The organism is Escherichia sp. WS1450, assembly GCF_046487395.1.
GTDB classification, from domain to species: domain Bacteria; phylum Pseudomonadota; class Gammaproteobacteria; order Enterobacterales; family Enterobacteriaceae; genus Escherichia; species Escherichia coli.
In genome coordinates this window covers 378,645-399,215 of record NZ_JBJQJO010000001.1, presented here as the reverse complement: position 1 = coordinate 399,215, position 20,571 = coordinate 378,645, and the positions used below count along the sequence as shown (strand labels likewise).

Annotated in this window: 20 protein-coding genes; 8 read left to right on the top strand and 12 right to left on the bottom strand. The window is 48.4% G+C overall.

Annotation, left to right across the window (positions count from 1 at the left end; genetic code table 11):
• Positions 1 to 202 precede the first annotated feature (202 nt).
• On the top strand, positions 203 to 1,816 hold the full coding sequence (gene mppA / locus ACJHYR_RS01905) for a murein tripeptide ABC transporter substrate-binding protein MppA (protein ID WP_059328019.1): 1,614 nt from the start codon (positions 203 to 205) through the stop codon (positions 1,814 to 1,816).
• A gap of 50 nt (positions 1,817 to 1,866) precedes the next feature.
• Here the strand turns inward: mppA and ynaI are convergent, their stop codons facing one another.
• Complete coding sequence (gene ynaI, locus ACJHYR_RS01900) at positions 1,867 to 2,898, bottom strand: low conductance mechanosensitive channel YnaI (RefSeq protein ID WP_000559899.1); 1,032 nt, start codon at positions 2,896 to 2,898, stop codon at positions 1,867 to 1,869.
• A 243-nt stretch (positions 2,899 to 3,141) separates the two neighbouring features.
• On the opposite strand from ynaI, the gene ACJHYR_RS01895 reads away from it, so the two are divergent.
• Complete coding sequence (locus tag ACJHYR_RS01895; RefSeq protein ID WP_059328018.1) at positions 3,142 to 3,399, top strand: DUF2534 family protein; 258 nt, start codon at positions 3,142 to 3,144, stop codon at positions 3,397 to 3,399.
• 112 nt (positions 3,400 to 3,511) lie between these two features.
• Here the strand turns inward: ACJHYR_RS01895 and tnpA are convergent, their stop codons facing one another.
• From tnpA to abgA, 7 genes are all read right to left on the bottom strand, one after another.
• Positions 3,512 to 3,970, bottom strand: a complete 459-nt coding sequence (gene tnpA / locus ACJHYR_RS01890; protein ID WP_000526113.1) for an IS200/IS605-like element IS200C family transposase — start codon at positions 3,968 to 3,970, stop codon at positions 3,512 to 3,514.
• A gap of 190 nt (positions 3,971 to 4,160) precedes the next feature.
• The gene (gene uspE, locus ACJHYR_RS01885) at positions 4,161 to 5,111 is read right to left on the bottom strand and encodes a universal stress protein UspE (protein WP_001262123.1); all 951 of its coding nucleotides are present in this window, start codon (positions 5,109 to 5,111) and stop codon (positions 4,161 to 4,163) included.
• Between the two features lie 151 nt (positions 5,112 to 5,262).
• Positions 5,263 to 6,015, bottom strand: a complete 753-nt coding sequence (gene fnr, locus ACJHYR_RS01880; protein WP_000611911.1) for a fumarate/nitrate reduction transcriptional regulator Fnr — start codon at positions 6,013 to 6,015, stop codon at positions 5,263 to 5,265.
• Between the two features lie 194 nt (positions 6,016 to 6,209).
• Positions 6,210 to 6,725 (bottom strand): methylated-DNA--[protein]-cysteine S-methyltransferase, encoded by a 516-nt coding sequence (gene ogt / locus ACJHYR_RS01875; RefSeq protein ID WP_000945046.1) that lies wholly within the window; start codon positions 6,723 to 6,725, stop codon positions 6,210 to 6,212.
• A 10-nt stretch (positions 6,726 to 6,735) separates the two neighbouring features.
• Positions 6,736 to 8,262 (bottom strand): p-aminobenzoyl-glutamate transporter, encoded by a 1,527-nt coding sequence (gene abgT / locus ACJHYR_RS01870; RefSeq protein ID WP_000062984.1) that lies wholly within the window; start codon positions 8,260 to 8,262, stop codon positions 6,736 to 6,738.
• 36 nt (positions 8,263 to 8,298) lie between these two features.
• Positions 8,299 to 9,744: a p-aminobenzoyl-glutamate hydrolase subunit AbgB gene (gene abgB, locus ACJHYR_RS01865; protein ID WP_001156413.1), complete on the bottom strand. Its 1,446-nt coding sequence runs from the start codon at positions 9,742 to 9,744 to the stop codon at positions 8,299 to 8,301.
• Positions 9,744 to 11,054 carry a p-aminobenzoyl-glutamate hydrolase subunit AbgA gene (gene abgA, locus ACJHYR_RS01860; protein ID WP_000444920.1) on the bottom strand — a complete coding sequence of 437 codons (1,311 nt, stop codon included), beginning with the start codon at positions 11,052 to 11,054 and terminating at the stop codon, positions 9,744 to 9,746. The genes abgB and abgA overlap by 1 nt, the downstream gene beginning before the upstream one ends.
• Before the next feature lie 175 nt (positions 11,055 to 11,229).
• Here abgA and ACJHYR_RS01855 point away from each other — a divergent pair, with 175 nt between their 5' ends.
• Both ACJHYR_RS01855 and smrA read left to right on the top strand, forming a co-directional pair.
• Positions 11,230 to 12,138 carry a LysR family transcriptional regulator gene (locus ACJHYR_RS01855; RefSeq protein ID WP_000885449.1) on the top strand — a complete coding sequence of 303 codons (909 nt, stop codon included), beginning with the start codon at positions 11,230 to 11,232 and terminating at the stop codon, positions 12,136 to 12,138.
• Between the two features lie 329 nt (positions 12,139 to 12,467).
• Entirely contained in the window at positions 12,468 to 13,031 is a 564-nt protein-coding gene (gene smrA / locus ACJHYR_RS01850; RefSeq protein WP_001046824.1) for a DNA endonuclease SmrA, read from the top strand.
• A 20-nt stretch (positions 13,032 to 13,051) separates the two neighbouring features.
• Here smrA and dgcM read toward each other — a convergent pair whose 3' ends face one another.
• On the bottom strand, positions 13,052 to 14,284 hold the full coding sequence (gene dgcM, locus ACJHYR_RS01845; RefSeq protein WP_001306539.1) for a diguanylate cyclase DgcM: 1,233 nt from the start codon (positions 14,282 to 14,284) through the stop codon (positions 13,052 to 13,054).
• 193 nt (positions 14,285 to 14,477) lie between these two features.
• Here dgcM and ydaN point away from each other — a divergent pair, with 193 nt between their 5' ends.
• From ydaN to dbpA, 4 genes are all read left to right on the top strand, one after another.
• Complete coding sequence (ydaN, locus tag ACJHYR_RS01840) at positions 14,478 to 14,525, top strand: protein YnaN (protein ID WP_211180494.1); 48 nt, start codon at positions 14,478 to 14,480, stop codon at positions 14,523 to 14,525.
• 13 nt (positions 14,526 to 14,538) lie between these two features.
• Entirely contained in the window at positions 14,539 to 15,522 is a 984-nt protein-coding gene (gene zntB, locus ACJHYR_RS01835; protein ID WP_000387388.1) for a zinc transporter ZntB, read from the top strand.
• A gap of 274 nt (positions 15,523 to 15,796) precedes the next feature.
• A complete protein-coding gene (gene ynaL, locus ACJHYR_RS01830) occupies positions 15,797 to 15,970 on the top strand; it encodes a protein YnaL (RefSeq protein ID WP_001296046.1) in 174 nt (57 codons plus the stop codon).
• A 29-nt stretch (positions 15,971 to 15,999) separates the two neighbouring features.
• Complete coding sequence (dbpA, locus tag ACJHYR_RS01825; RefSeq protein ID WP_000123754.1) at positions 16,000 to 17,373, top strand: ATP-dependent RNA helicase DbpA; 1,374 nt, start codon at positions 16,000 to 16,002, stop codon at positions 17,371 to 17,373.
• A gap of 128 nt (positions 17,374 to 17,501) precedes the next feature.
• Here dbpA and ttcA read toward each other — a convergent pair whose 3' ends face one another.
• The 3 genes from ttcA to ompN form a co-directional block, all read right to left on the bottom strand.
• The gene (ttcA, locus tag ACJHYR_RS01820) at positions 17,502 to 18,437 is read right to left on the bottom strand and encodes a tRNA 2-thiocytidine(32) synthetase TtcA (RefSeq protein ID WP_000081418.1); all 936 of its coding nucleotides are present in this window, start codon (positions 18,435 to 18,437) and stop codon (positions 17,502 to 17,504) included.
• A gap of 175 nt (positions 18,438 to 18,612) precedes the next feature.
• Positions 18,613 to 19,047 carry a universal stress protein UspF gene (gene uspF / locus ACJHYR_RS01815; RefSeq protein WP_001295593.1) on the bottom strand — a complete coding sequence of 145 codons (435 nt, stop codon included), beginning with the start codon at positions 19,045 to 19,047 and terminating at the stop codon, positions 18,613 to 18,615.
• Between the two features lie 140 nt (positions 19,048 to 19,187).
• On the bottom strand, positions 19,188 to 20,321 hold the full coding sequence (gene ompN / locus ACJHYR_RS01810; protein WP_000837902.1) for a porin OmpN: 1,134 nt from the start codon (positions 20,319 to 20,321) through the stop codon (positions 19,188 to 19,190).
• Between the last annotated feature and the right edge of the window lie 250 nt (positions 20,322 to 20,571).

Genomic DNA, 20,571 nt, shown 5'->3' with positions numbered 1-20,571 from the left:
CGAAGCCCGAACGTAGTGTTCGGAGTTCTATGTGCTTTACCGCATTTTGGAGACTATTATTTACACTAAATCTGATTTGATATATTGATACTTAAAACATTTGATGCTTCCTTTGTCACTTTTTTGATGGAAGTTGTTTGCATTTCTTTAAGGCGAAACAAATAATTACGCATCAATTTTAATGTCGGTTAGAGGGAAACTTATGAAGCACTCTGTTTCAGTCACGTGTTGTGCGCTGTTGGTCAGCAGCATTTCTCTTTCGTATGCTGCTGAAGTTCCGAGCGGCACAGTACTGGCAGAGAAGCAGGAGCTGGTGCGCCACATTAAAGATGAGCCAGCGTCGCTGGATCCCGCTAAAGCCGTGGGCCTGCCGGAGATTCAGGTCATTCGCGATCTGTTTGAAGGACTGGTGAATCAGAACGAGAAAGGGGAGATTGTCCCCGGCGTTGCGACTCAGTGGAAAAGTAATGACAACCGTATCTGGACTTTTACCCTGCGCGATAACGCAAAATGGGCGGATGGCACACCGGTAACGGCGCAAGATTTTGTCTACAGCTGGCAACGTCTGGTGGACCCAAAAACATTGTCGCCATTTGCATGGTTTGCCGCGCTGGCGGGAATCAACAACGCACAGGCGATTATTGATGGTAAAGCCACGCCTGACCAGCTTGGCGTCACCGCAGTTGATGCCCATACTTTGAAAATCCAGCTTGATAAACCGTTGCCGTGGTTTGTGAATTTAACCGCTAACTTTGCCTTCTTCCCGGTGCAAAAAGCCAACGTAGAAAGCAGTAAAGAGTGGACGAAACCCGGAAATCTGATCGGCAATGGCGCTTATGTTCTTAAAGAGCGCGTAGTCAATGAAAAACTGGTCGTGGTGCCGAATACCCATTATTGGGATAACGCCAAAACGGTACTGCAAAAAGTGACCTTCCTGCCAATTAATCAGGAATCCGCAGCCACTAAGCGTTACCTCGCGGGGGATATTGATATCACCGAATCCTTCCCGAAAAATATGTATCAGAAGCTGTTGAAGGATATTCCGGGGCAGGTTTATACGCCGCCGCAGCTCGGGACCTATTATTATGCGTTTAACACGCAAAAAGGGCCGACGGCAGATCAGCGCGTTCGCCTGGCATTAAGTATGACGATAGATCGCCGCCTGATGACCGAAAAAGTGTTGGGGACGGGGGAAAAGCCAGCGTGGCATTTTACACCAGATGTTACTGCCGGTTTTACGCCGGAGCCTTCGCCGTTTGAACAAATGAGTCAGGAAGAACTGAATGCGCAGGCAAAAACTTTGTTGAGCGCAGCTGGTTATGGTCCGCAAAAACCGCTGAAGCTGACGCTTTTGTATAACACTTCAGAAAACCATCAAAAAATTGCGATTGCTGTAGCATCGATGTGGAAAAAGAACCTTGGCGTAGATGTTAAATTGCAAAATCAGGAATGGAAAACCTATATCGATAGCCGTAACACCGGCAATTTTGATGTTATCCGAGCCTCGTGGGTAGGGGATTATAATGAACCCTCCACTTTCCTGACATTATTAACGTCAACGCATTCCGGGAATATTTCACGCTTTAACAATCCGGCATACGACAAAGTACTGGCCCAGGCATCAACGGAAAATACCGTTAAAGCGCGTAATGCCGATTACAATACGGCAGAAAAAATCCTCATGGAGCAAGCACCGATTGCACCAATTTATCAATATACCAATGGACGATTAATCAAGCCGTGGCTGAAAGGTTATCCCATTAATAACCCGGAAGATGTGGCGTACAGTCGGACTATGTATATTGTGAAGCATTGATGTGATGGGAACTGGCGTTACCCTTGTGGATAACGCCAGTGATGTCTGATTTAGCGACCCTGGTCCGGCGGTGTAATGTTATCCATATACAGCGTCTGGCTGGGGAAGGCAAAGTCCGCGCCGTGTGACTGTACAATATCGATAATCTTCAAATAAACGTCTTGCTGTGCAGCAAGCCATTCAGCCCATACCGTGGTTTTGGTAAAGCAATAAACCATAATATTCAATGAAGAGTCAGCAAACTGGTTGAAATAAACCAGTAAGGTTTGTCGCTGGTCGATGGCCGGGTGATTTTTCAGCATCTCACGTACGGCTTCGACAATAACGCCCACTTTTGCCGCATCCTCATAACGTAAACCAATGGTCGTGGTAATGCGCCGGTTGGTCATTCGTCCTGGGTTTTCTACGCTGATTGACGAAAACAGCGAGTTCGGTACGTACAACGGACGATTATCAAAAGTCGTAATTTTGGTAATTCGCCAGCCAATTTCCGCTACTGTACCTTCGATATTTCTGTCCGGTGAACGGATCCAGTCGCCAATACTAAAAGGACGGTCGAAATAGAGCATAATCCCGGAAAAGAAGTTACTCAGAATATCTTTACCGGCCATACCGACAGCCAGACCACCAATACCACCAAAGGTCAACAAGCCAGAAAGGCTCATGCCGAAATGTTCGCCATAAAGCAGAACAAGCACAACAATAATGGTGATTTTGATGATACGCGACATAATCCGCGCACTGGTGATATCGCGACCTTTTTTAATCTGCTGTTTTTCAAACTGATTTATCAGCAGAAATAGTTTAATCGTCAGAATAACCGCAATCAGGGACGTACAGATAAAATCGATAACGCCTGGGGTGATAAATTTGAGTTTATAGTTTTCTATAACATAATTAATGATGCTACCAACAGCACTGATAATTATGGTGTAGATTAAAAATTGCACCGCATGGAATAAAAATCCTTTTCTTTTACGATTTCCGCGGCGAAACCAAAAGCTCATCAGAATCAATGCTGCGCAGCTACCGAAAATAATGACCAGATTAAGCGCATTATTTGTAAACAGTTCAGCGATCATTGTTTTATCAGGCTCCTCCAGATAATTGTCGTCATGCCGGAAACCCCTGGCGGGGCTATTTTACCGCGACAATTCATTCAGATCATCAATAGTCAGGGAAGGAAGTAGCAACATTAGCTAACTAATCAATGCGTTGATTGTAAATCCAGCTAAGAGGTGAGGTTTTCAGAGCAGACAACGGTAAAATGTCATGGTATTGTTATGTTTAGGTAACAAGAAATTTGTCTGCACAAGGATTACATCATGATTATGGCGAAACTGAAGTCAGCGAAAGGGAAGAAATTTCTCTTTGGTTTGTTGGCGGTTTTCATTATTGCGGCGTCGGTTGTGACTCGCGCGACCATCGGCGGCGTGATAGAACAGTACAATATTCCGCTGTCTGAGTGGACGAGATCAATGTATGTGATTCAGTCATCGATGATTTTTGTTTATAGCCTGGTCTTTACTGTGTTACTGGCAATCCCGTTGGGAATTTATTTCCTTGGCGGCGAAGAGCAGTAAGTAAATAAATATCCTCCGGCATAGCCGGAGGTTTTTCAAATGCGCCTATAAGGCTCTCTTACCAGCCGCGCCCTAACAGGCGCACACGATCTGACATTTGCATCCAACTTCGTTACTTACGGCCCGTAAACGGGCTGCCCGGATAGGGAATCGATAACTGCTCTCCCATTTTATCCTCTTCAAGCTGGTGCTTTATGTAATCCTGTATCTTCGCCGTGTTCTTACCCACCGTATCGACGTAATACCCTCTGCACCAGAACTCCCTGTTCCTGTATTTGAATTTCAAATCACCAAACTGCTCGTAAAGCATCAGACTGCTTTTCCCTTTCAGATATCCCATAAAGCCTGATACGCTCATTTTGGGCGGGATCTCCACAAGCATATGGATATGATCTGCACAGCATTCAGCTTCCAGAATCCGTACACTTTTCCACTCACACAGCTTTCTCAAAATACAGCCTATTGCTCTACGCTTCTCTCTGTAGAACACCTGTCTTCGGTATTTTGGCGCAAATACTATGTGATATTTACAGTTCCATCGGGTGTGCGCTAAGCTCTTTTCGTTCCCCATTGGGACCCCCTTTTGATTTCTTGTTTGACACTTGCAGTTGCCAGACCGCAAGGTGTTTTAACAAATCAAAAGGGGTTTTAATAACTGGCTCAAAGCTGAAAGCTTTCCGGAACCCCCAGCCTAGCTGGGGGTTTTCTGTGCACAAAAAATAGGCCCGTTAACTCGGGCCTTGTCAGTTATTGAAGAGTCGTTAATCGTCTTCTTCGTCATCCAGTTCAACGGGTGTCTGATATTGGTCAGGTTTAATGACCAGCAGGTCGCAGCGAAGATGATCAATCACCTGTTCCGCCGTGTTGCCGAGGAATGCTGCTGAAATACCGGTGCGTCCGACCGTGCCCAGAACCACAATCCCCGCCTGTAAATGCTCCGCCAAATCAGGAATCACCTCTTCTGGCAGACCTTTTTCTACGTGCGTCATGTTTTCATTAATGCCGAATTTCTGCCGCAGGGCTTTCATTGCCAGCAAATGTTGCCCACGAATGGCATCGTTATAAACGCTCGGATCAAATTCCGGCAGTTCAATCGCGATATTAATTGGCGTTACCGGATAAGCGCCAACCAGATGAACTTCGGTATGGTTGACTTGTTCCGCCAGTTCGATCGTCTCTTTGACCAGTTTTTCATTGAGCGCATTATGGTACGGCTCTTCACTGGCGAGATTCACCGCCACCAGCGCCTTACCCCCTTCCGGCCACGGCTGGTCTTTCACCATCCACACCGGGCTTGGGCATTTGCGTAACAGATGCCAGTCCGTTGGCGTAAAAATCACCGCTTCCAGACGGTCATGTTGGTGCGCCATTTTTAGCACCAAATCGTGCCCGCCGCTGATCACTTCCTGAATGATGGCTTCGAAAGGACGGTTATGCCATACCACTTTAATTTCAATGGGAACGCCAGCATTGAGATAATATTTTGCCTGCTCGTGGATCCAGGCTGTACGCTGGCTGATGACGCCCTGACGCATAGCGGTACGTTCGTCCGGAGAGAGCAGGGTGGTCATTTCGTATGAGAAGTCATAGATCGGCAAAAAGGCTTTAATTTTGCCACCAATCCGTTGATGTAAATAAACAGCTCGCCGCAATGCTGGTTGGTCGTCCTGGTTAGGATCGATAACAACGAGCATGTTCTGATACATAGCCATACAGGGTCTCCTTACAACAACTGTCAACGCAGTTTGTAATTAAAAGATTAACCCATATCTGGTGAATGAAACAGTGATGAACCTTCTGTCAGATCAATAAATCAGAAAAATTTAATGATATGACAGAAGGATAGTGAGTTATGCGGAAAAATCAGGCAACGTTACGCGTATGACCAGCAAGCTGGGCCAGCGCATCGTTATTTTCGATGGTGATGTATTTACCTTTGACTGCCAGCATACCGCTTTTCTGGAAGCGACCCAGCAGACGGCTGATGGTTTCTACCGTCAGGCCCAGATAGTTACCGATATCGCCACGAGTCATCGTCAGGCGGAATTCACGAGGGGAGAAGCCGCGTTGGGCAAAACGACGGGACAGGTTGTAGATGAATGCAGCCAGACGTTCCTCGGCATTTTTCTTCGACAACAGCAGGATCATGTCCTGATCGCCTTTGATTTCACCGCTCATCAGACGCATCATCTGCTGACGCAGATTCGGCATTTTACCAGACAAATCGTCCAGCGTTTCGAACGGGATTTCACATACCATCGAGGTTTCCAGCGCCTGCGCGAAGCTCGGGTGATGACCGCTGCCGATAGCGTCAAATCCCACCAGGTCGCCTGCTAAATGGAAACCAGTGATTTGCTCGTCGCCTTGCTCAGTGATGGTATAACTTTTAATCGTACCGGAGCGGATGGCATAAAGCGATTTAAGTTCATCTCCAGCCTTAAACAGCGTCTGGCCTTTCTGAATAGGCTTCTTCCGCTCAATGATATTATCAAGCTGATCAAGCTCATGTTCGTTGAGTGTGAACGGGATGCAAAGCTGGCTGATGCTGCAATCCTGGCAATGGATAGCACAACCGCCAGACTGAATGCGCCGTATAATTCGCTTTTCCGGGATCATAGGTCTGCTCAAGCCGTAATTGATATTTGTCAATTTTAACATCTTTTTAGGGAGCAAGTAAGTCTAAGCAAACCTTAACAGCAGAGAATTCCGATATTAGATGTAAATATATGTCTATCTATTTGAAAACCCTTAAGTTGTTAAGGGTAACTTTACATAAAAGTGTGAACAAGCTGGCACAAATTGTTTAATGTTTACAGCAAAAGATAACCTTCGTGGCGTAATAACCACTCTTTTCGCTGAACTCCGCCTGCATATCCGGTCATGGTACCGTTTCTGCCAATGACCCGATGACAAGGCACAACAATGCTGATGGGATTCGATCCGTTTGCCGCACCAACGGCACGCGCCGCACCAGGGCGGCCCAATTGTTCAGCCAGTTGGCCGTAATGCATTACCTGCCCGCAGGGGATTGTGCGTAATGTTTTCCAGACTTCGCGCTGAAATGGCGTCCCCCCCGTGGCAGTGGGAAGCGTATCAATAATGCTAAGATTACCGGCAAAATATTCACGAAGCTTGTCGCTTAAACCACCTGGGTTGGTGGCAGAAATGCGTTCATAGCCTTCTTTGCGGTAATGGATGTCCAGCAGCTGCACCATGCGTTCGCTGTACTCTTCCCATTCAACCGCCCGCAGGCGAAATTGCTCATCGCAAATCACCCACAGTGGACCCAGTGGCGTGACAATTTTTTCTTCAAGTAATCTCAGCATCCGTTCTCTCTTAAGACAAACGTGGGTAAATCCCCGGACCTATCGGCAGACCGACAAGATACCACGCCAGCAACATCAGCAGCCATACCACCAAAAAGATAAGTGGATAGGGCAAAACTAACGAATAGTAAGTACCCAGTTTCGCGTCTGGTTTGTAACGTTGCAGGAATCCAAGAAACAGTGGAACAAAAGGAGATACCGGCGCTAAAGGCAATACGGATGAGTCGGCAATACGAAAGAGGATTTGCGCAAATGCCGGGTGAAAGCCAAGTAGCATAAACATCGGTACGAAAATGGGGGCCAGAATCGACCAGATTGCGGAACCGCTGGCGATAAACATGCATAAGAAAGAGGAAAGCAACGCCAGACCGACAAACGCCGGGATGCCGCTAAGCCCTGAACTTTCCAGTATATCGGTCAGCCCCACGGCGATGAATTTCCCCATGTTGCTCCAGTTAAACATGGCGACAAACTGGGCGAGGGGAAAAACCATCACGATAAATCCCGCCATCTCTTTCATCGGTTCAATCATTAAATGCGGTAAATCCGCCTGACGTCGAATTGTGCGGGTAGCGATGCCATAAGCCAGCGAGACCACAAAGAAAAAAAGAATGATCAGTGGCACGATACCTTTAATAAAGGGGGATGGCATCACGGTGTGATTAATCGGATCGCGCAATATCCCGTTTTCCGGGATCACCATCAGCGCAATCGCAGCAATAAAAAGTAGCGATACGACACCTGCTATGCGTAAACCAAAACGCTGACTTTCGGTTAATGTCTGCAGTTTCTCATCGCTGTTTCCCTGCCATTGACCTAAACGTGGCTCAATGATTTTGTCGGTTATCAGGCCGCCAACAATCGTCAGTACGACTACGGAGCTGGCCATAAAATACCAGTTATCAATTACACTGACGTGCATTTGCGGATTGAACGCAGCCGCAGCCTCCGTGCTGATCCCCGACAGCAACACGTCGGTTGTGACAATCAGTAAATTAGCCGTAAAGCCGCAACCTACGCCTGCAATGGCGGCCAGTAAACCTGCAACTGGATGCCTGCCCACCGCCAGAAAAATCAGCGCACCCATCGGTGGCATGATCACTAACGCCGCATCGGAAGAAATGTGGCTAAAAAAAGCAATAAACAGCACCATATAACTGGCGTAGCGGGCATTCACATGCGATGCCATTTTAACCATCAACGCTGGCAGTAAGCCGACGCGCTCCGCCAGACCGGCACCTAAAACCAGCGCCAGGATCGCTCCAAGTGGAGCAAAACCGCTAAAGTTTTTAATAACATTGGGTAAAAACCAGTGTAATACTTCCACACTGAGCAGGTTTTTCACGACCACCGGCGTACCATCGGTCGGGTTTTTCGCACTGACGCCAAAGGCCGACAAAATTGCTGTCGTCACCATGAGTACGATAATCAAATAGATAAAGAGCAAAAAAGGATGGGGCACCTTGTTACCAATTCTTTCGACCCAGCCATAGAGCTTCCCGGATTGGGAGGACGACGGTATGGATGACATACTCATGGGCATTCCTCGTTTGTTGTGTTTGCGTTGTTGTTGTTATTTTAAAGGTGACGGTGTCACGTTTTTCGGGATAGGGCAGTGATACGGTTGCGTGTCCGTAACTTGCTGATGCTCTTGTTGGCATTCTTGCAATAGCCCTGAATCAATGAAGAGATTAAGTGTGGTTGCTGCTATAGTTTTCGCCGCCAGCAGCATTCCTTTATGAGCAATAGATGTTCGCCCCTGGCTAACCAGTTGCCATGTATGTAGCGGGGTACCGACGGCAAAACAGGGACTGAAACACTGGGCAACAGGCAGTTTCCAACTGACGTCGCCGACATCAGTTGATGCCGCAAGCACGTTATCGGTGGCGGCATATGGAGCGACTTCATTCGCCAGTACCGTTTCACGATGACGTAGTGCAAAAGCCTTGCCGTTTTCGCCACCGGTTGCAGCGATATTATTCAGACTGTTTTGACGATCGTTGAGGGTGAGCGTAGCCTGAATTTGTTTCGCAAAAGCCAGTTCTTCGCAGTTCCATTCCGGGGTACCAAAATGGGATAGGGCTCGGTACATGGCATTTTCTAAGGTGCGATTCGGGAGATAACTGGAACAGGCTTTGTCGAAGCGGCATTCAACCGTGGTTTCGGTCATCAATGCCGCACCTTCGGCGATTTTGGCGACCCGATCATAAATTTGCTGCACATCGGTCATTTCGGGGGCGCGGATAAGATAAAGCACTTCTGCCTGCGCCTGGACCACGTTGGGCGAGATCCCGCCGCTATCTGTGATGGCATAGTGTACGCGCGCTTTTTCAATAATATGTTCGTTGAGGAAGTTGGTGCCAGTGGTCATCAACGTTACGGCATCAAGGGCGCTGCGTCCCAAATGAGGGGAATTCGCGGCATGTGCTGCGATCCCTTTAAAGCACCATGATGCCTGAATGTTTGCCAGCGTGCGGGTATTGAACATACCGGCAAAGGCTTCCGGGTGCCAGGTGAGTGCCGCATCCACATCATCAAATACCCCCTCGCGGACCATGAACGTTTTACCCGAGCCGCCTTCTTCGCCAGGACAACCATAAAAGCGCACCGTGCCGCATTGCCCATATTGTTCCAGCCATTTCTTGACGGCTATTGCTGCGGCAAAGGCGGCGGTTCCCAGCAAATTGTGTCCGCAACCGTGACCATTTTCACCGGGCGTCGCGGATGTAGGTTGCGCGCAACCTGCTTGCTGACTTAAACCTGCCAGGGCGTCATATTCCCCCAGCAGGGCGATAACCGGTTTGCCTTGACCAAACGAAGCAATAAAGGCATTTGGGATATTGCCTACGTTGCGGGTAACGGTGAAGCCTGCAGACTCCAGCGCCGAAGCCAGATGCTCCGCTGACCAGAACTCTTCAAAACGTGTTTCTGGATGATCCCAGATTTGATCGGCAATATCGGTATAACGTTGGCGATCGGCTTCAATCGCATCGTCGATAAAACGATAGATTTCCTGCATCAGATACCTCGCGTCCAGGGAAAATTGAGCGCGGTGCGCGCCAGCGTTTCGACGGCAATAGCGAGAACCTGCTCGTCAAAATCGAATTTTTCGTTGTGATGACCTGCCGCCAGCTGTGTGCCAAACACCATATAGGAGGCTTGCCCTTGATGTTGCTGCACGCGGGCCATCATTAATGTGGCATCTTCGGAACCCGCAGGCGCTTCAACACGTTCAATGGCTTGATTGACCCCCGGGACCTGAGCTGCCTGACTTTGCAACCATGCGACCCATTGCGGCGAAGGAGAACTGGCGGTAGCTGCACCCATCAGACGAGTTTCAACGCCGACACCATACATGGTTGCTGCGCCCTGAATCGCTTGTTGTGCACGTTCAAAAACATATTGATTAATGACGTCGCTGGCCCCGCGTGTTTCCACTTTCAGCAACGCTGAGGCGGGAACAACATTACGACCGCTTCCTGCCTGCATAACGCCCACGTTTACTCTGGAAGCGCCTTCGCTGTGCGGGGCGATTGCATGCAGTGCAAGAGTTGCTTGTGCTGCCGCCAACAAGGCATTGTGACCGTCTTCTGGTTTTGCGCCTGCGTGAGCGGCGGTCCCGGTGAAGTGCGCGTCAAATTTGGTGGTTGCCATAAAATTATCACTGCCGCACACCACGGTGCCCGCAGGTACGCCAGTGCCAATGTGCACGGCAGTAAAATAATCAACATCATCCACTACACCTGCATCGACCATCGCCCGCGCGCCACGCGTACCTTCTTCTGCAGGTTGAAAAATCAGTTTGATGACGCCATGTAGTCCGGACTCGAACTGTTTAAGGGTATGCGCCAGCCCAAGTCCAATGGCGGTATGTCCATCATGACCACAGGCATGCATCATTCCGGCGTTACATGACGCAAAACCGTCGCGGTAGGGGCGATGGCTGACATCCCGTTCTTCACTGAGATCCAGCGCGTCCATATCGACACGGAAAGCCATCACCGGACCGGGGCGACCGGTATCCAGGGTAGCGACGATGCCAGTGAAACCGCCTTCAAAAGCCGCAATCCATTGTTCTAGCGCACCCTGTTGACGAGCGCGCTCGAATTCGCGTTGTAGAGTGAATTCATCAGGTAATCCCATCCGGCTACTTTCATTAACTACTTCGCGGCCCAGCGCCAGTGAATAACCGAGCTGGTGCAATTCTTCCGCAACAAGGGTGGCAGTGCGGAATTCCACCCAGCCAGACTCTGCATAGTGGTGAAAATCACGTCGCCAGTGCGATAATTTTGGGGCAAGCGAATTAATAAATTGATTCAAAGACTCCATAACCTTTCCCGTCATCAGTAAAAAGTGTGACCCGGTTCACGTAGCGATAGTTTTTACTTATCACTAACTGATTTTTCACAGTTTTAACCGTTCATAAATTACCCTGACACAATCATCTGCATTAAAGTAGATGCCAGTTTCTTTGGTCTGATAAATAACGGTTATCGGTGGCGTCATGGCTTTTCAGGTAAAAATTCATCAAATTCGGGCTTTTGTTGAAGTGGCTCGTCAGGGCAGCATTCGCGGAGCGAGCCGAATGTTGAATATGTCGCAACCGGCACTGAGTAAATCTATTCAGGAGCTGGAAGAAGGGTTGGCGGCACAACTCTTTTTTCGCCGTAGTAAAGGCGTGACGTTAACTGATGCCGGTGAAAGTTTTTATCAGCACGCCAGTCTTATTCTTGAAGAGCTGCGCGCAGCGCAAGAGGATATTCGCCAACGACAAGGGCAACTGGCAGGGCAAATTAATATCGGCATGGGGGCCAGTATTTCCCGCAGTCTGATGCCAGCTGTCATATCTCGTTTTCATCAGCAGCATCCGCAGGTAAAAGTACGCATTATGGAAGGGCAACTGGTATCGATGATTAATGAATTGCGCCAGGGGGAACTGGATTTCACCATCAATACCTATTATCAGGGACCCTACGACCACGAATTTACTTTTGAGAAATTACTGGAAAAGCAATTCGCGATCTTTTGCCGCCCGGGACATCCCGCCATTGGTGCCCGTTCGATCAAACAGTTACTGGACTACAGCTGGACAATGCCGACGCCACACGGCAGCTACTACAAACACTTGAGTGAATTGCTTGACGATCAGGCGCAAACGCCACAGGTCGGCGTAGTCTGCGAGACGTTCTCAGCCTGTATCAGTCTGGTGGCAAAAAGCGATTTTCTCAGCATACTACCTGAAGAAATGGGCTGCGATCCCTTACACGGACAGGGGCTGGTGATGTTGCCGGTTAGCGAAATTTTACCGAAAGCGACCTATTATTTGATTCAGCGGCGTGATAGTCGCCAGACACCACTGACCGCGTCATTAATCACGCAATTTCGGCGAGAATGCGGCTATCTGCAAAGTTAAAACTGCATAAAAAAATAGAGTCTGTCGACATCCGCCAGACTCTACAGTACACACAGCAGTGCATCCGCGTCTTAAATCCGGCATGGTCTCCTCTGCGCCGGTGACTGTGTTATAACGGTTTTAACCTTTAGTTGCCAATTTTCTTCAGTGACAGATTTCACGAAAATATAAGTTACATTATTAATATCGTGAATGAATAATCATGCATAAGCATTTTGCTTAAAATATCGGCAATATTTGGAACTTATTACTGGAAATTTGGGTAATACGTTGTTGGACCGACCCGGTCTGGTTATCATATCGCGCTCTTAATTGCGGGAGGATGTAACATGAACCTTGACGACAAATCGCTGTTTCTTGACGCCATGGAAGATGTCCAGCCGCTGAAACGTGCTACAGATGTCCACTGGCATCCAACGCGTAACCAACGTGCGCCGCAGCGTATCGACACGCTGCAACTTGATAATTTCCTCACCACTGGATTTCTCGACATCATCCCGCTAAGTCAGCCGCTGGAGTTTCGGCGGGAAGGGTTGCAACATGGGGTGCTGGATAAGCTGCGCAGTGGTAAATATCCGCAACAGGCGAGCCTGAATCTTTTGCGCCAGCCGGTGGAAGAGTGCCGCAAAATGATGTTCAGTTTCATTCAACAAGCCATGGCGGATGGTTTGCGTAATGTGCTGATTATTCATGGTAAAGGGCGGGAAGATAAATCGCATGCCAATATTGTCCGCAGCTATGTGGCGCGCTGGCTGACCGAATTTGATGATGTTCAGGCATATTGCACCGCGCTACCGCATCATGGCGGCAGCGGGGCGTGTTACGTCGCACTACGTAAAACGGCGCAGGCGAAGCAAGAAAACTGGGAGCGCCACGCTAAGCGCAGTCGTTGATCTCGAGACGCATCCGCGGCTTATGCCGCCAGCACGCGGTTGCGTCCATCATTTTTCGCCCGATACAAAGCATCATCAACGCGTTTAAACAGTTCATCGATGCTTTCATTTCCTTCGTGATGCGCCACACCAATGCTGACGGTAAAGCGTGGTAAGCCCGAAATACTCACTTTTGCCACGCTTACGCGGATAGTTTCAGCCAGCGAAAGCGCGGTATCCAGTGGGGTTCTTGGTAGCAATAAGACAAACTCTTCGCCTCCCCAACGAAACACCAAATCGCCTTTGCGAGCGCAACTTTCGAGGGTGCGGGCGAGGGCGCATAACACCTCATCACCTTTAGAATGCCCATAGAGATCGTTAATGTGTTTAAAACGATCGGTGTCGATGAGCAATAAGCTGTAATCCTGAGCGATGGCGAGGTGCTGCATTTGGCCTGGCTCGGTAATGTGGTAAAACTGTCGCCGATTCAGTAATCCGGTCATCGCGTCATGGTGGGCAGCATGTTCCAGCTGCTCCTCCAGCCGTTTTTGCTCAGTAATATCATGCACAATACATAACATGAGCTTGTCGCCATAAATTTCAATCGGCCCGGCATAGGTCTGCACATGACGAGTCGAACCATCCGCCAGTTTATGAACAAAATTCAAAGGCTTATGGCCACCGGGTAAATGCGAAATTTCATGCATGATAGGCATGACGCGTCGCCCGAGCATATTTATTTCCCAGGTATGTTTCTGGCACATCGTTTCATGGTTATAACCATAGAAATTGAGCGCGGCGAGGTTAGCATCGACGATTTGTCCATCTCGTGACGGGTCAATCAACAACATTGGTGCAGAGTTAGTCAGAAAAAAGCGCGCATAAAAACCTTGTTTTTTGCGCTGATAATTTGCCGAGCGACTGGCTTTTAAACCCAGCGTTGCCGGTGCTTCGATACCTTCGAAAATAATCACCGGTTCTGCTTCTGTCAGCTTTCGCAAAACAAGCCGACAGCTCAATGCTGTTTCCTCTTCATTGCGCTGAACGGTGAGGATTTCGATAATATCGTGTTGGTTTTGCAGATCGGAGAGGTATTTTGGCAGTTCTTTTTGTGAGGAGACGGAATAGGGACCGGTTCGTAGCTGACTAAACGTGAGGTCTTGCATCAACAGTCGCGCCGCGCTATTGGCATAAATTAACTGTTCCTCAAAGGGCGAAACGATCCAGACAGGACTGGTGAGTAAGTCCAGGGTATTGAAGTTGTGCGTAATCATTGAGATCCCGTTATTTTTATCAATTTTTGTTGCTATCCGATCGCAAAAAAGCCACGTCATATGATCAGATAATTCTGATAATGATAGACGCTATTTAACACTTCACACGGTTTGTATACGGAAAAGCATTTTGCTTTTTGTATTCAATTTAGACAGAATTTTATTAATCATTTCAGGGTAATGGGGTGATGAGATGTTGCGTAACAGGGCCAGAAGGCTAGACTACAAAATAATGCGTTGATGATGGAGGCACTGTGGAAGCGATTAAGGGATCGGACGTTAATGTCCCGGATGCAGTATTTGCCTGGATGCTGGATGGTAGAGGCGGCGTTAAACCGCTGGAAAATACAGATGTGATTGATGAAGCGCATCCCTGCTGGCTCCACCTTAATTATGTACACCATGATAGCGCCCAATGGCTGGCGACAACACCGCTGCTTCCCAATAACGTACGTGATGCGCTGGCGGGCGAGAGCACACGGCCCCGAGTCAGCCGTCTCGGTGAAGGTACGCTGATTACATTGCGCTGTATAAACGGCAGCACCGATGAACGCCCCGATCAACTGGTCGCCATGCGTGTATATATGGACGGGCGGTTAATTGTTTCGACCCGACAACGCAAAGTGCTGGCGCTGGACGATGTGGTAAGCGATCTGGAAGAGGGCACTGGTCCGACCGATTGCGGGGGATGGCTGGTGGATGTGTGCGATGCGTTGACCGATCATTCCAGCGAATTTATCGAGCAGCTGCACGATAAAATTATCGACCTTGAAGATAATCTCCTTGATCAGCAAATTCCACCGCGTGGATTCCTGGCTCTGCTGCGCAAACAATTAATTGTGATGCGTCGCTATATGGCACCGCAACGTGATGTTTATGCTCGTCTTGCCAGTGAACGTTTGCCGTGGATGAGCGATGACCAACGCCGTCGGATGCAGGATATTGCCGATCGCCTTGGGCGCGGCCTTGACGAAATCGACGCCTGTATAGCACGGACTGGCGTGATGGCTGATGAAATCGCTCAGGTGATGCAGGAAAATTTAGCGCGTCGTACCTATACAATGTCGTTGATGGCAATGGTCTTTTTACCCAGTACCTTTCTGACCGGGTTATTTGGCGTCAACCTTGGTGGGATCCCTGGCGGCGGGTGGCAATTCGGATTTTCAATTTTTTGTATTCTGTTAGTTGTTCTTATTGGTGGTGTTGCTTTATGGTTGCATCGTAGTAAATGGTTGTAACAAAAGCAATTTTCCCGGCTGTCTGTATACAAAAACGCCGCAAAGTTTGAGCGAAGTCAATAAACTCTCTACCCATTCAGGGCAATATCTCTCTTGCAGGTGAATGCAACGTCAAGCGATGGGCGTTGCGCTCCATATTGTCTTACTTCCTTTTTTGAATTACTGCATAGCACAATTGATTCGTACGACGCCGACTTTGATGAGTCGGCTTTTTTTTGCCTGTTATTTATCAGCGTCTACCCTTTAAGAGTCCACCCAATGACCGGAGGGAAATATGACGACACTTATTTATTTGCAAATTCCTGTCCCTGAACCGATTCCTGGCGATCCTGTTCCAGTGCCCGATCCGATCCCTCGCCCGCAACCCATGCCTGACCCACCACCCGACGAAGAACCGATTAAATTGTCGCATCGTGAGCGTAGATCTGCGAGGATACGCGCCTGCTAACTTTGCGTCGATGACCACGAGAATAGATTGTGACCGCTTTTTCTACCCTGAATGTTTTGCCTCCTGCCCAACTCACGAACCTTAATGAGTTGGGTTATTTAACCATGACGCCGGTGCAGGCCGCCGCGCTTCCGGCGATCCTTGCCGGAAAAGATGTTCGCGTGCAGGCGAAAACCGGCAGCGGCAAAACGGCGGCTTTTGGCCTCGGCTTGTTACAGCAAATTGATGCGTCGCTATTTCAAACCCAGGCTTTAGTGCTGTGTCCTACGCGTGAACTGGCGGATCAGGTGGCAGGTGAATTGCGTCGGCTGGCGCGTTTTCTACCAAATACCAAAATTTTGACGTTGTGCGGTGGTCAACCGTTCGGTATGCAGCGTGATTCGTTGCAACATGCGCCGCATATTATCGTGGCAACGCCGGGCCGTTTGTTGGATCATCTGCAAAAAGGCACGGTATCACTGGATGCGTTGAATACGCTGGTGATGGATGAGGCCGACCGCATGCTGGATATGGGATTTAGCGATGCCATTGATGATGTCATCCGTTTTGCGCCAGCATCTCGACAGACGCTTCTGTTTTCGGCAACCTGGCCGGAAGCCATCGCCGCAATCAGCGGACGAGTGCAACGCGATCCTTTAGCGATTGAAATTGACTCAACAGATGCTCTGCCACCTATTGAACAACAATTTTATGAGACATCCAGCAAAGGCAAAATTCCGTTGTTGCAACGGTTATTAAGTTTGCATCAGCCATCCTCTTGCGTGGTGTTTTGCAATACCAAAAAAGATTGCCAGGCTGTCTGCGACGCGCTGAATGAAGTAGGGCAAAGTGCATTGTCGTTACACGGCAATCTGGAGCAACGTGATCGCGATCAGACCCTGGTACGTTTTGCTAACGGTAGCGCCCGTGTACTGGTTGCGACTGATGTTGCTGCGCGAGGTCTGGATATTAAATCGCTTGAGCTGGTGGTGAACTTTGAGCTGGCGTGGGATCCTGAAGTTCATGTACATCGCATCGGTCGTACAGCGCGTGCAGGAAATAGCGGTCTGGCGATCAGTTTCTGTGCTCCGGAAGAAGCACAGCGGGCCAATATCATTTCTGACATGTTGCAGATAAAACTTAACTGGCAAACGCCGCCAGTTAATAGTTCCATTGTGCCGCTGGAAGCCGAAATGGCAACGTTATGTATCGATGGCGGGAAAAAAGCCAAAATGCGCCCGGGTGATGTATTAGGTGCGCTGACAGGAGATATCGGGCTTGATGGCGCAGATATTGGCAAAATCGCCGTGCATCCGGCGCATGTCTATGTCGCGGTGCGTCAGGCTGTTGCTCATAAAGCATGGAAACAGTTACAGGGCGGGAGGATTAAAGGAAAAACGTGCCGGGTGCGGTTATTAAAATAATGAAATGTTGAATCGCCGGGTGCAAGAGTAAACATCTTCTTCGGCATTGCCGGATGTGTCGCTGACCGCGTCTTATCCGGCCTCCATAAGAGTAGCCCGATACGCTTACGCATCGGGCGCTATCCGGGTTATTTCACTTCAACCACATTCAGCCGTAACTCATCCAACTGATTTTCATCTTCTTCAGGCTGCCAACCTGCCGGTTGTAGAGGGATCTCTTCGCGATCAAACGCCAGATCACCCCCGTTAACCACTTCAGAACCGTGGGTAATGCCTTTGAAATCGAACAGGTTGGTATCGCACAGATGCGACGGCACCACATTCTGCATCGCGCTGAACATCGTCTCGATACGCCCCGGATAACGTTTATCCCAGTCACGCAACATGTCAGCAATCACCTGACGTTGCAGGTTAGGCTGTGAACCGCACAGGTTGCACGGAATAATCGGGAACGCTTTTGCATCGGCAAAGCGCTGAATATCTTTCTCGCGGCAGTAGGCCAGCGGGCGAATCACGATATGTTTGCCATCATCGCTCATCAGTTTCGGAGGCATACCTTTCATCTTGCCGCCGTAGAACATATTTAAGAACAACGTTTGCAGGATATCGTCACGATGGTGACCCAGCGCGATCTTCGTCGCTCCCAGTTCCGTTGCGGTACGATAAAGGATACCGCGACGAAGACGAGAACACAGTGAGCAAGTGGTTTTGCCCTCTGGAATCTTCTCTTTCACGATACCGTAAGTGTTCTCTTCAACAATCTTGTACTCAACGCCCAGCTTTTCAAGATACTCGGGCAGAACGTGTTCCGGGAAGCCCGGTTGCTTTTGATCGAGGTTAACAGCCACCAGCGAAAAATTGATTGGCGCGCTTTGCTGCAAATTGCGCAGTATCTCCAGCATGGTATAGCTGTCTTTACCCCCGGAGAGGCAAACCATGATGCGATCGCCTTCTTCAATCATATTGAAGTCAGCAATGGCTTCGCCCACGTTACGACGCAGACGTTTTTGTAATTTGTTCAGGTTGTATTGTTCTTTCTTACTAATTTCTTGATTTTGCGACATTTAAAAGCGACTCAATTCGTTATATGGCATCAGAAGAGTATGCGTCATGCCGGAACGCCCAGCATAAGAAATCTGATATAAAAACTGTGGCGTGTATGGTACGGATTAGAGGGGAAAATGTCAGCACATTTGCGAAATGAATCAAAAAGCCCGCAGCAATGTGCGGGCGTTAGTGTCAGCGCACAACCAGCACGGAGCACTCTGCGTGACGCACTACAGCTGCGGCGTTAGAACCGAGCAGATAAGTGGTGATATCCGGTCGATGGGAAGCAATGATGATCATATGAGCGGGGATCTTCTTCGCCAATTCCAGAATGCGGTCTTTGGGCGAGCCTTCCTCAACATGGACATGCACTCTGTCGGTTGGCAGTTTAAATTTTTTAATGATCTCTTCCAGTTGCGATTTGGCTTCCGCTTTCAGGTCATCCATTGCCGGTAATTCTGCGGAATACGCTAAACCCAGAGAGGCATAGTAGGGCAGTGAAGGTATTACCGTCAGGAAATGAACCTCTGCATCATCAATCTTTGCCTCTGCCTCAACGTGGCTAATCACGCGTTGAGTTAATTCTGAATCGGAAATATCGATAGGGACAAGAATCGTTCTGTTCATAAAACCTCCTGTTTTAGTATCCGCATAAAGTGTAACGCCAGATGACACTTTTTGTGTAATGACGGAGTTCACATTTTTAATTTAGATCAAAGGAGGAAGAATAAGCAGAAAAAGCCCGCCATAACAGCGGGCAGGAGGATTTAGAACTGATAAACCAGACCTAAAGCGACAATATCATCGGTAGAGATGCCGTTGGCAGCGTAGAAGCTGTCATCTTCATCCAACAGGTTGATTTTATAGTCAACATAAGTGGACATGTTTTTATTGAAATAGTAAGTCGCGCCAACATCGGCGTATTTAACCAGATCTTTATCATCAACACCTGCCGGGTTGTCTGCACCACCGGCAGCGTGCAGGTCACGGCCTTTAGACATCAGGAAAGAGACTGCCGGACGCAGACCAAAATCAAACTGGTACTGTGCAGTAACTTCAAAGTTCTGGGTTTTGTTTGCAACAGCATAATCGCTGTCGCCAAACGGGGTCATATTACGCGTTTCTGAATACATGGTTGCCAGGTAAATATTGTTAGCATCGTATTTTAGTCCAGCAGTCCACGCGTCTGCTTTATCACCACCCGCCGCAGTATGGTTAACCTGGTCATTGGTGCGGTCAGAAGAGGTGTATGCCGCACCAGCGCTAAAGCCCATGCCTAAATCATATGTTGTGGAAAGACCCCAGCCGTCACCGTTTTCATGGCGAACATCACGTCCGTTGTTGGTGCCTTCCTGACCATTACTGGCACCTTCGTTGTTACCTTGATACTGCACCGCGAAGTTCAGACCATTTACCAGACCGAAGAAATCAGTATTACGATAAGTCGCGACGCCATTGGCTCGACCAGTCATAAAGTTGTCTGCATTGGTATAAGAGTCACCGCCAAATTCAGGCAGCATATCGGTCCAGCCTTCGATGTCGTACATTACGCCATAATTACGTCCGTAATCGAAAGAACCGTAATCTGCAAATTTCAATCCGGCAAATGCCAGACGGGTCCATGACTGGTTTTTTGAAGATTCAGTGTTGTTTGCCTGAATATTGTATTCCCATTGACCGTAGCCAGTAAGTTGATCGTTAATTTGGGTTTCGCCTTTAAAACCCAGACGCGCATAGCTCTGGTCGCCATCTTTCGCTGAATTATCAGAAAAATAATGTAGTCCATCAACTTTGCCATACAGATCTAATTTGTTGCCGTCTTTATTATAAACTTCGGCTGCATGTGCAGCACCTGCGGCGAGCAGGGTAGGAATTAAAAATGCCAGTACTTTGCTTTTCATTGAATAAATCCTTTAGTTATTTTATTTGCCTTTTCATCCCCATTTTGGGGAGTGAAAACATCCTAAAGGAGAAGTTCCGTTAGCCGATAAATATCATTTGTTACGCCTTAAGTAAAACCTTAATCAAATAATTCTACGGAAATGATGATAAGTTTGGTGAATATATTGTTGGTGACATATACAAAATAAAAATTATACATTTAAATAGTGATGCGTTATTCTTCGCGGGTTATATGCCTTTATTGTCACA

Excerpts from the sequence above, each read along its gene's own strand:
- mppA (WP_059328019.1), top strand. The coding sequence starts at position 203 with ATGAAGCACTCTGTTTCAGTCACGTGTTGTGCGCTGTTGGTCAGCAGC.
- ynaI (WP_000559899.1), bottom strand. The coding sequence starts at position 2,898 with ATGATCGCTGAACTGTTTACAAATAATGCGCTTAATCTGGTCATTATT.
- ACJHYR_RS01895 (WP_059328018.1), top strand. The coding sequence starts at position 3,142 with ATGATTATGGCGAAACTGAAGTCAGCGAAAGGGAAGAAATTTCTCTTT.
- tnpA (WP_000526113.1), bottom strand. The coding sequence starts at position 3,970 with ATGGGGAACGAAAAGAGCTTAGCGCACACCCGATGGAACTGTAAATAT.
- uspE (WP_001262123.1), bottom strand. The coding sequence starts at position 5,111 with ATGGCTATGTATCAGAACATGCTCGTTGTTATCGATCCTAACCAGGAC.
- fnr (WP_000611911.1), bottom strand. The coding sequence starts at position 6,015 with ATGATCCCGGAAAAGCGAATTATACGGCGCATTCAGTCTGGCGGTTGT.
- ogt (WP_000945046.1), bottom strand. The coding sequence starts at position 6,725 with ATGCTGAGATTACTTGAAGAAAAAATTGTCACGCCACTGGGTCCACTG.
- abgT (WP_000062984.1), bottom strand. The coding sequence starts at position 8,262 with ATGAGTATGTCATCCATACCGTCGTCCTCCCAATCCGGGAAGCTCTAT.
- abgB (WP_001156413.1), bottom strand. The coding sequence starts at position 9,744 with ATGCAGGAAATCTATCGTTTTATCGACGATGCGATTGAAGCCGATCGC.
- abgA (WP_000444920.1), bottom strand. The coding sequence starts at position 11,054 with ATGGAGTCTTTGAATCAATTTATTAATTCGCTTGCCCCAAAATTATCG.
- ACJHYR_RS01855 (WP_000885449.1), top strand. The coding sequence starts at position 11,230 with ATGGCTTTTCAGGTAAAAATTCATCAAATTCGGGCTTTTGTTGAAGTG.
- smrA (WP_001046824.1), top strand. The coding sequence starts at position 12,468 with ATGAACCTTGACGACAAATCGCTGTTTCTTGACGCCATGGAAGATGTC.
- dgcM (WP_001306539.1), bottom strand. The coding sequence starts at position 14,284 with ATGATTACGCACAACTTCAATACCCTGGACTTACTCACCAGTCCTGTC.
- ynaL (WP_001296046.1), top strand. The coding sequence starts at position 15,797 with ATGACGACACTTATTTATTTGCAAATTCCTGTCCCTGAACCGATTCCT.
- ttcA (WP_000081418.1), bottom strand. The coding sequence starts at position 18,437 with ATGTCGCAAAATCAAGAAATTAGTAAGAAAGAACAATACAACCTGAAC.
- uspF (WP_001295593.1), bottom strand. The coding sequence starts at position 19,047 with ATGAACAGAACGATTCTTGTCCCTATCGATATTTCCGATTCAGAATTA.
- ompN (WP_000837902.1), bottom strand. The coding sequence starts at position 20,321 with ATGAAAAGCAAAGTACTGGCATTTTTAATTCCTACCCTGCTCGCCGCA.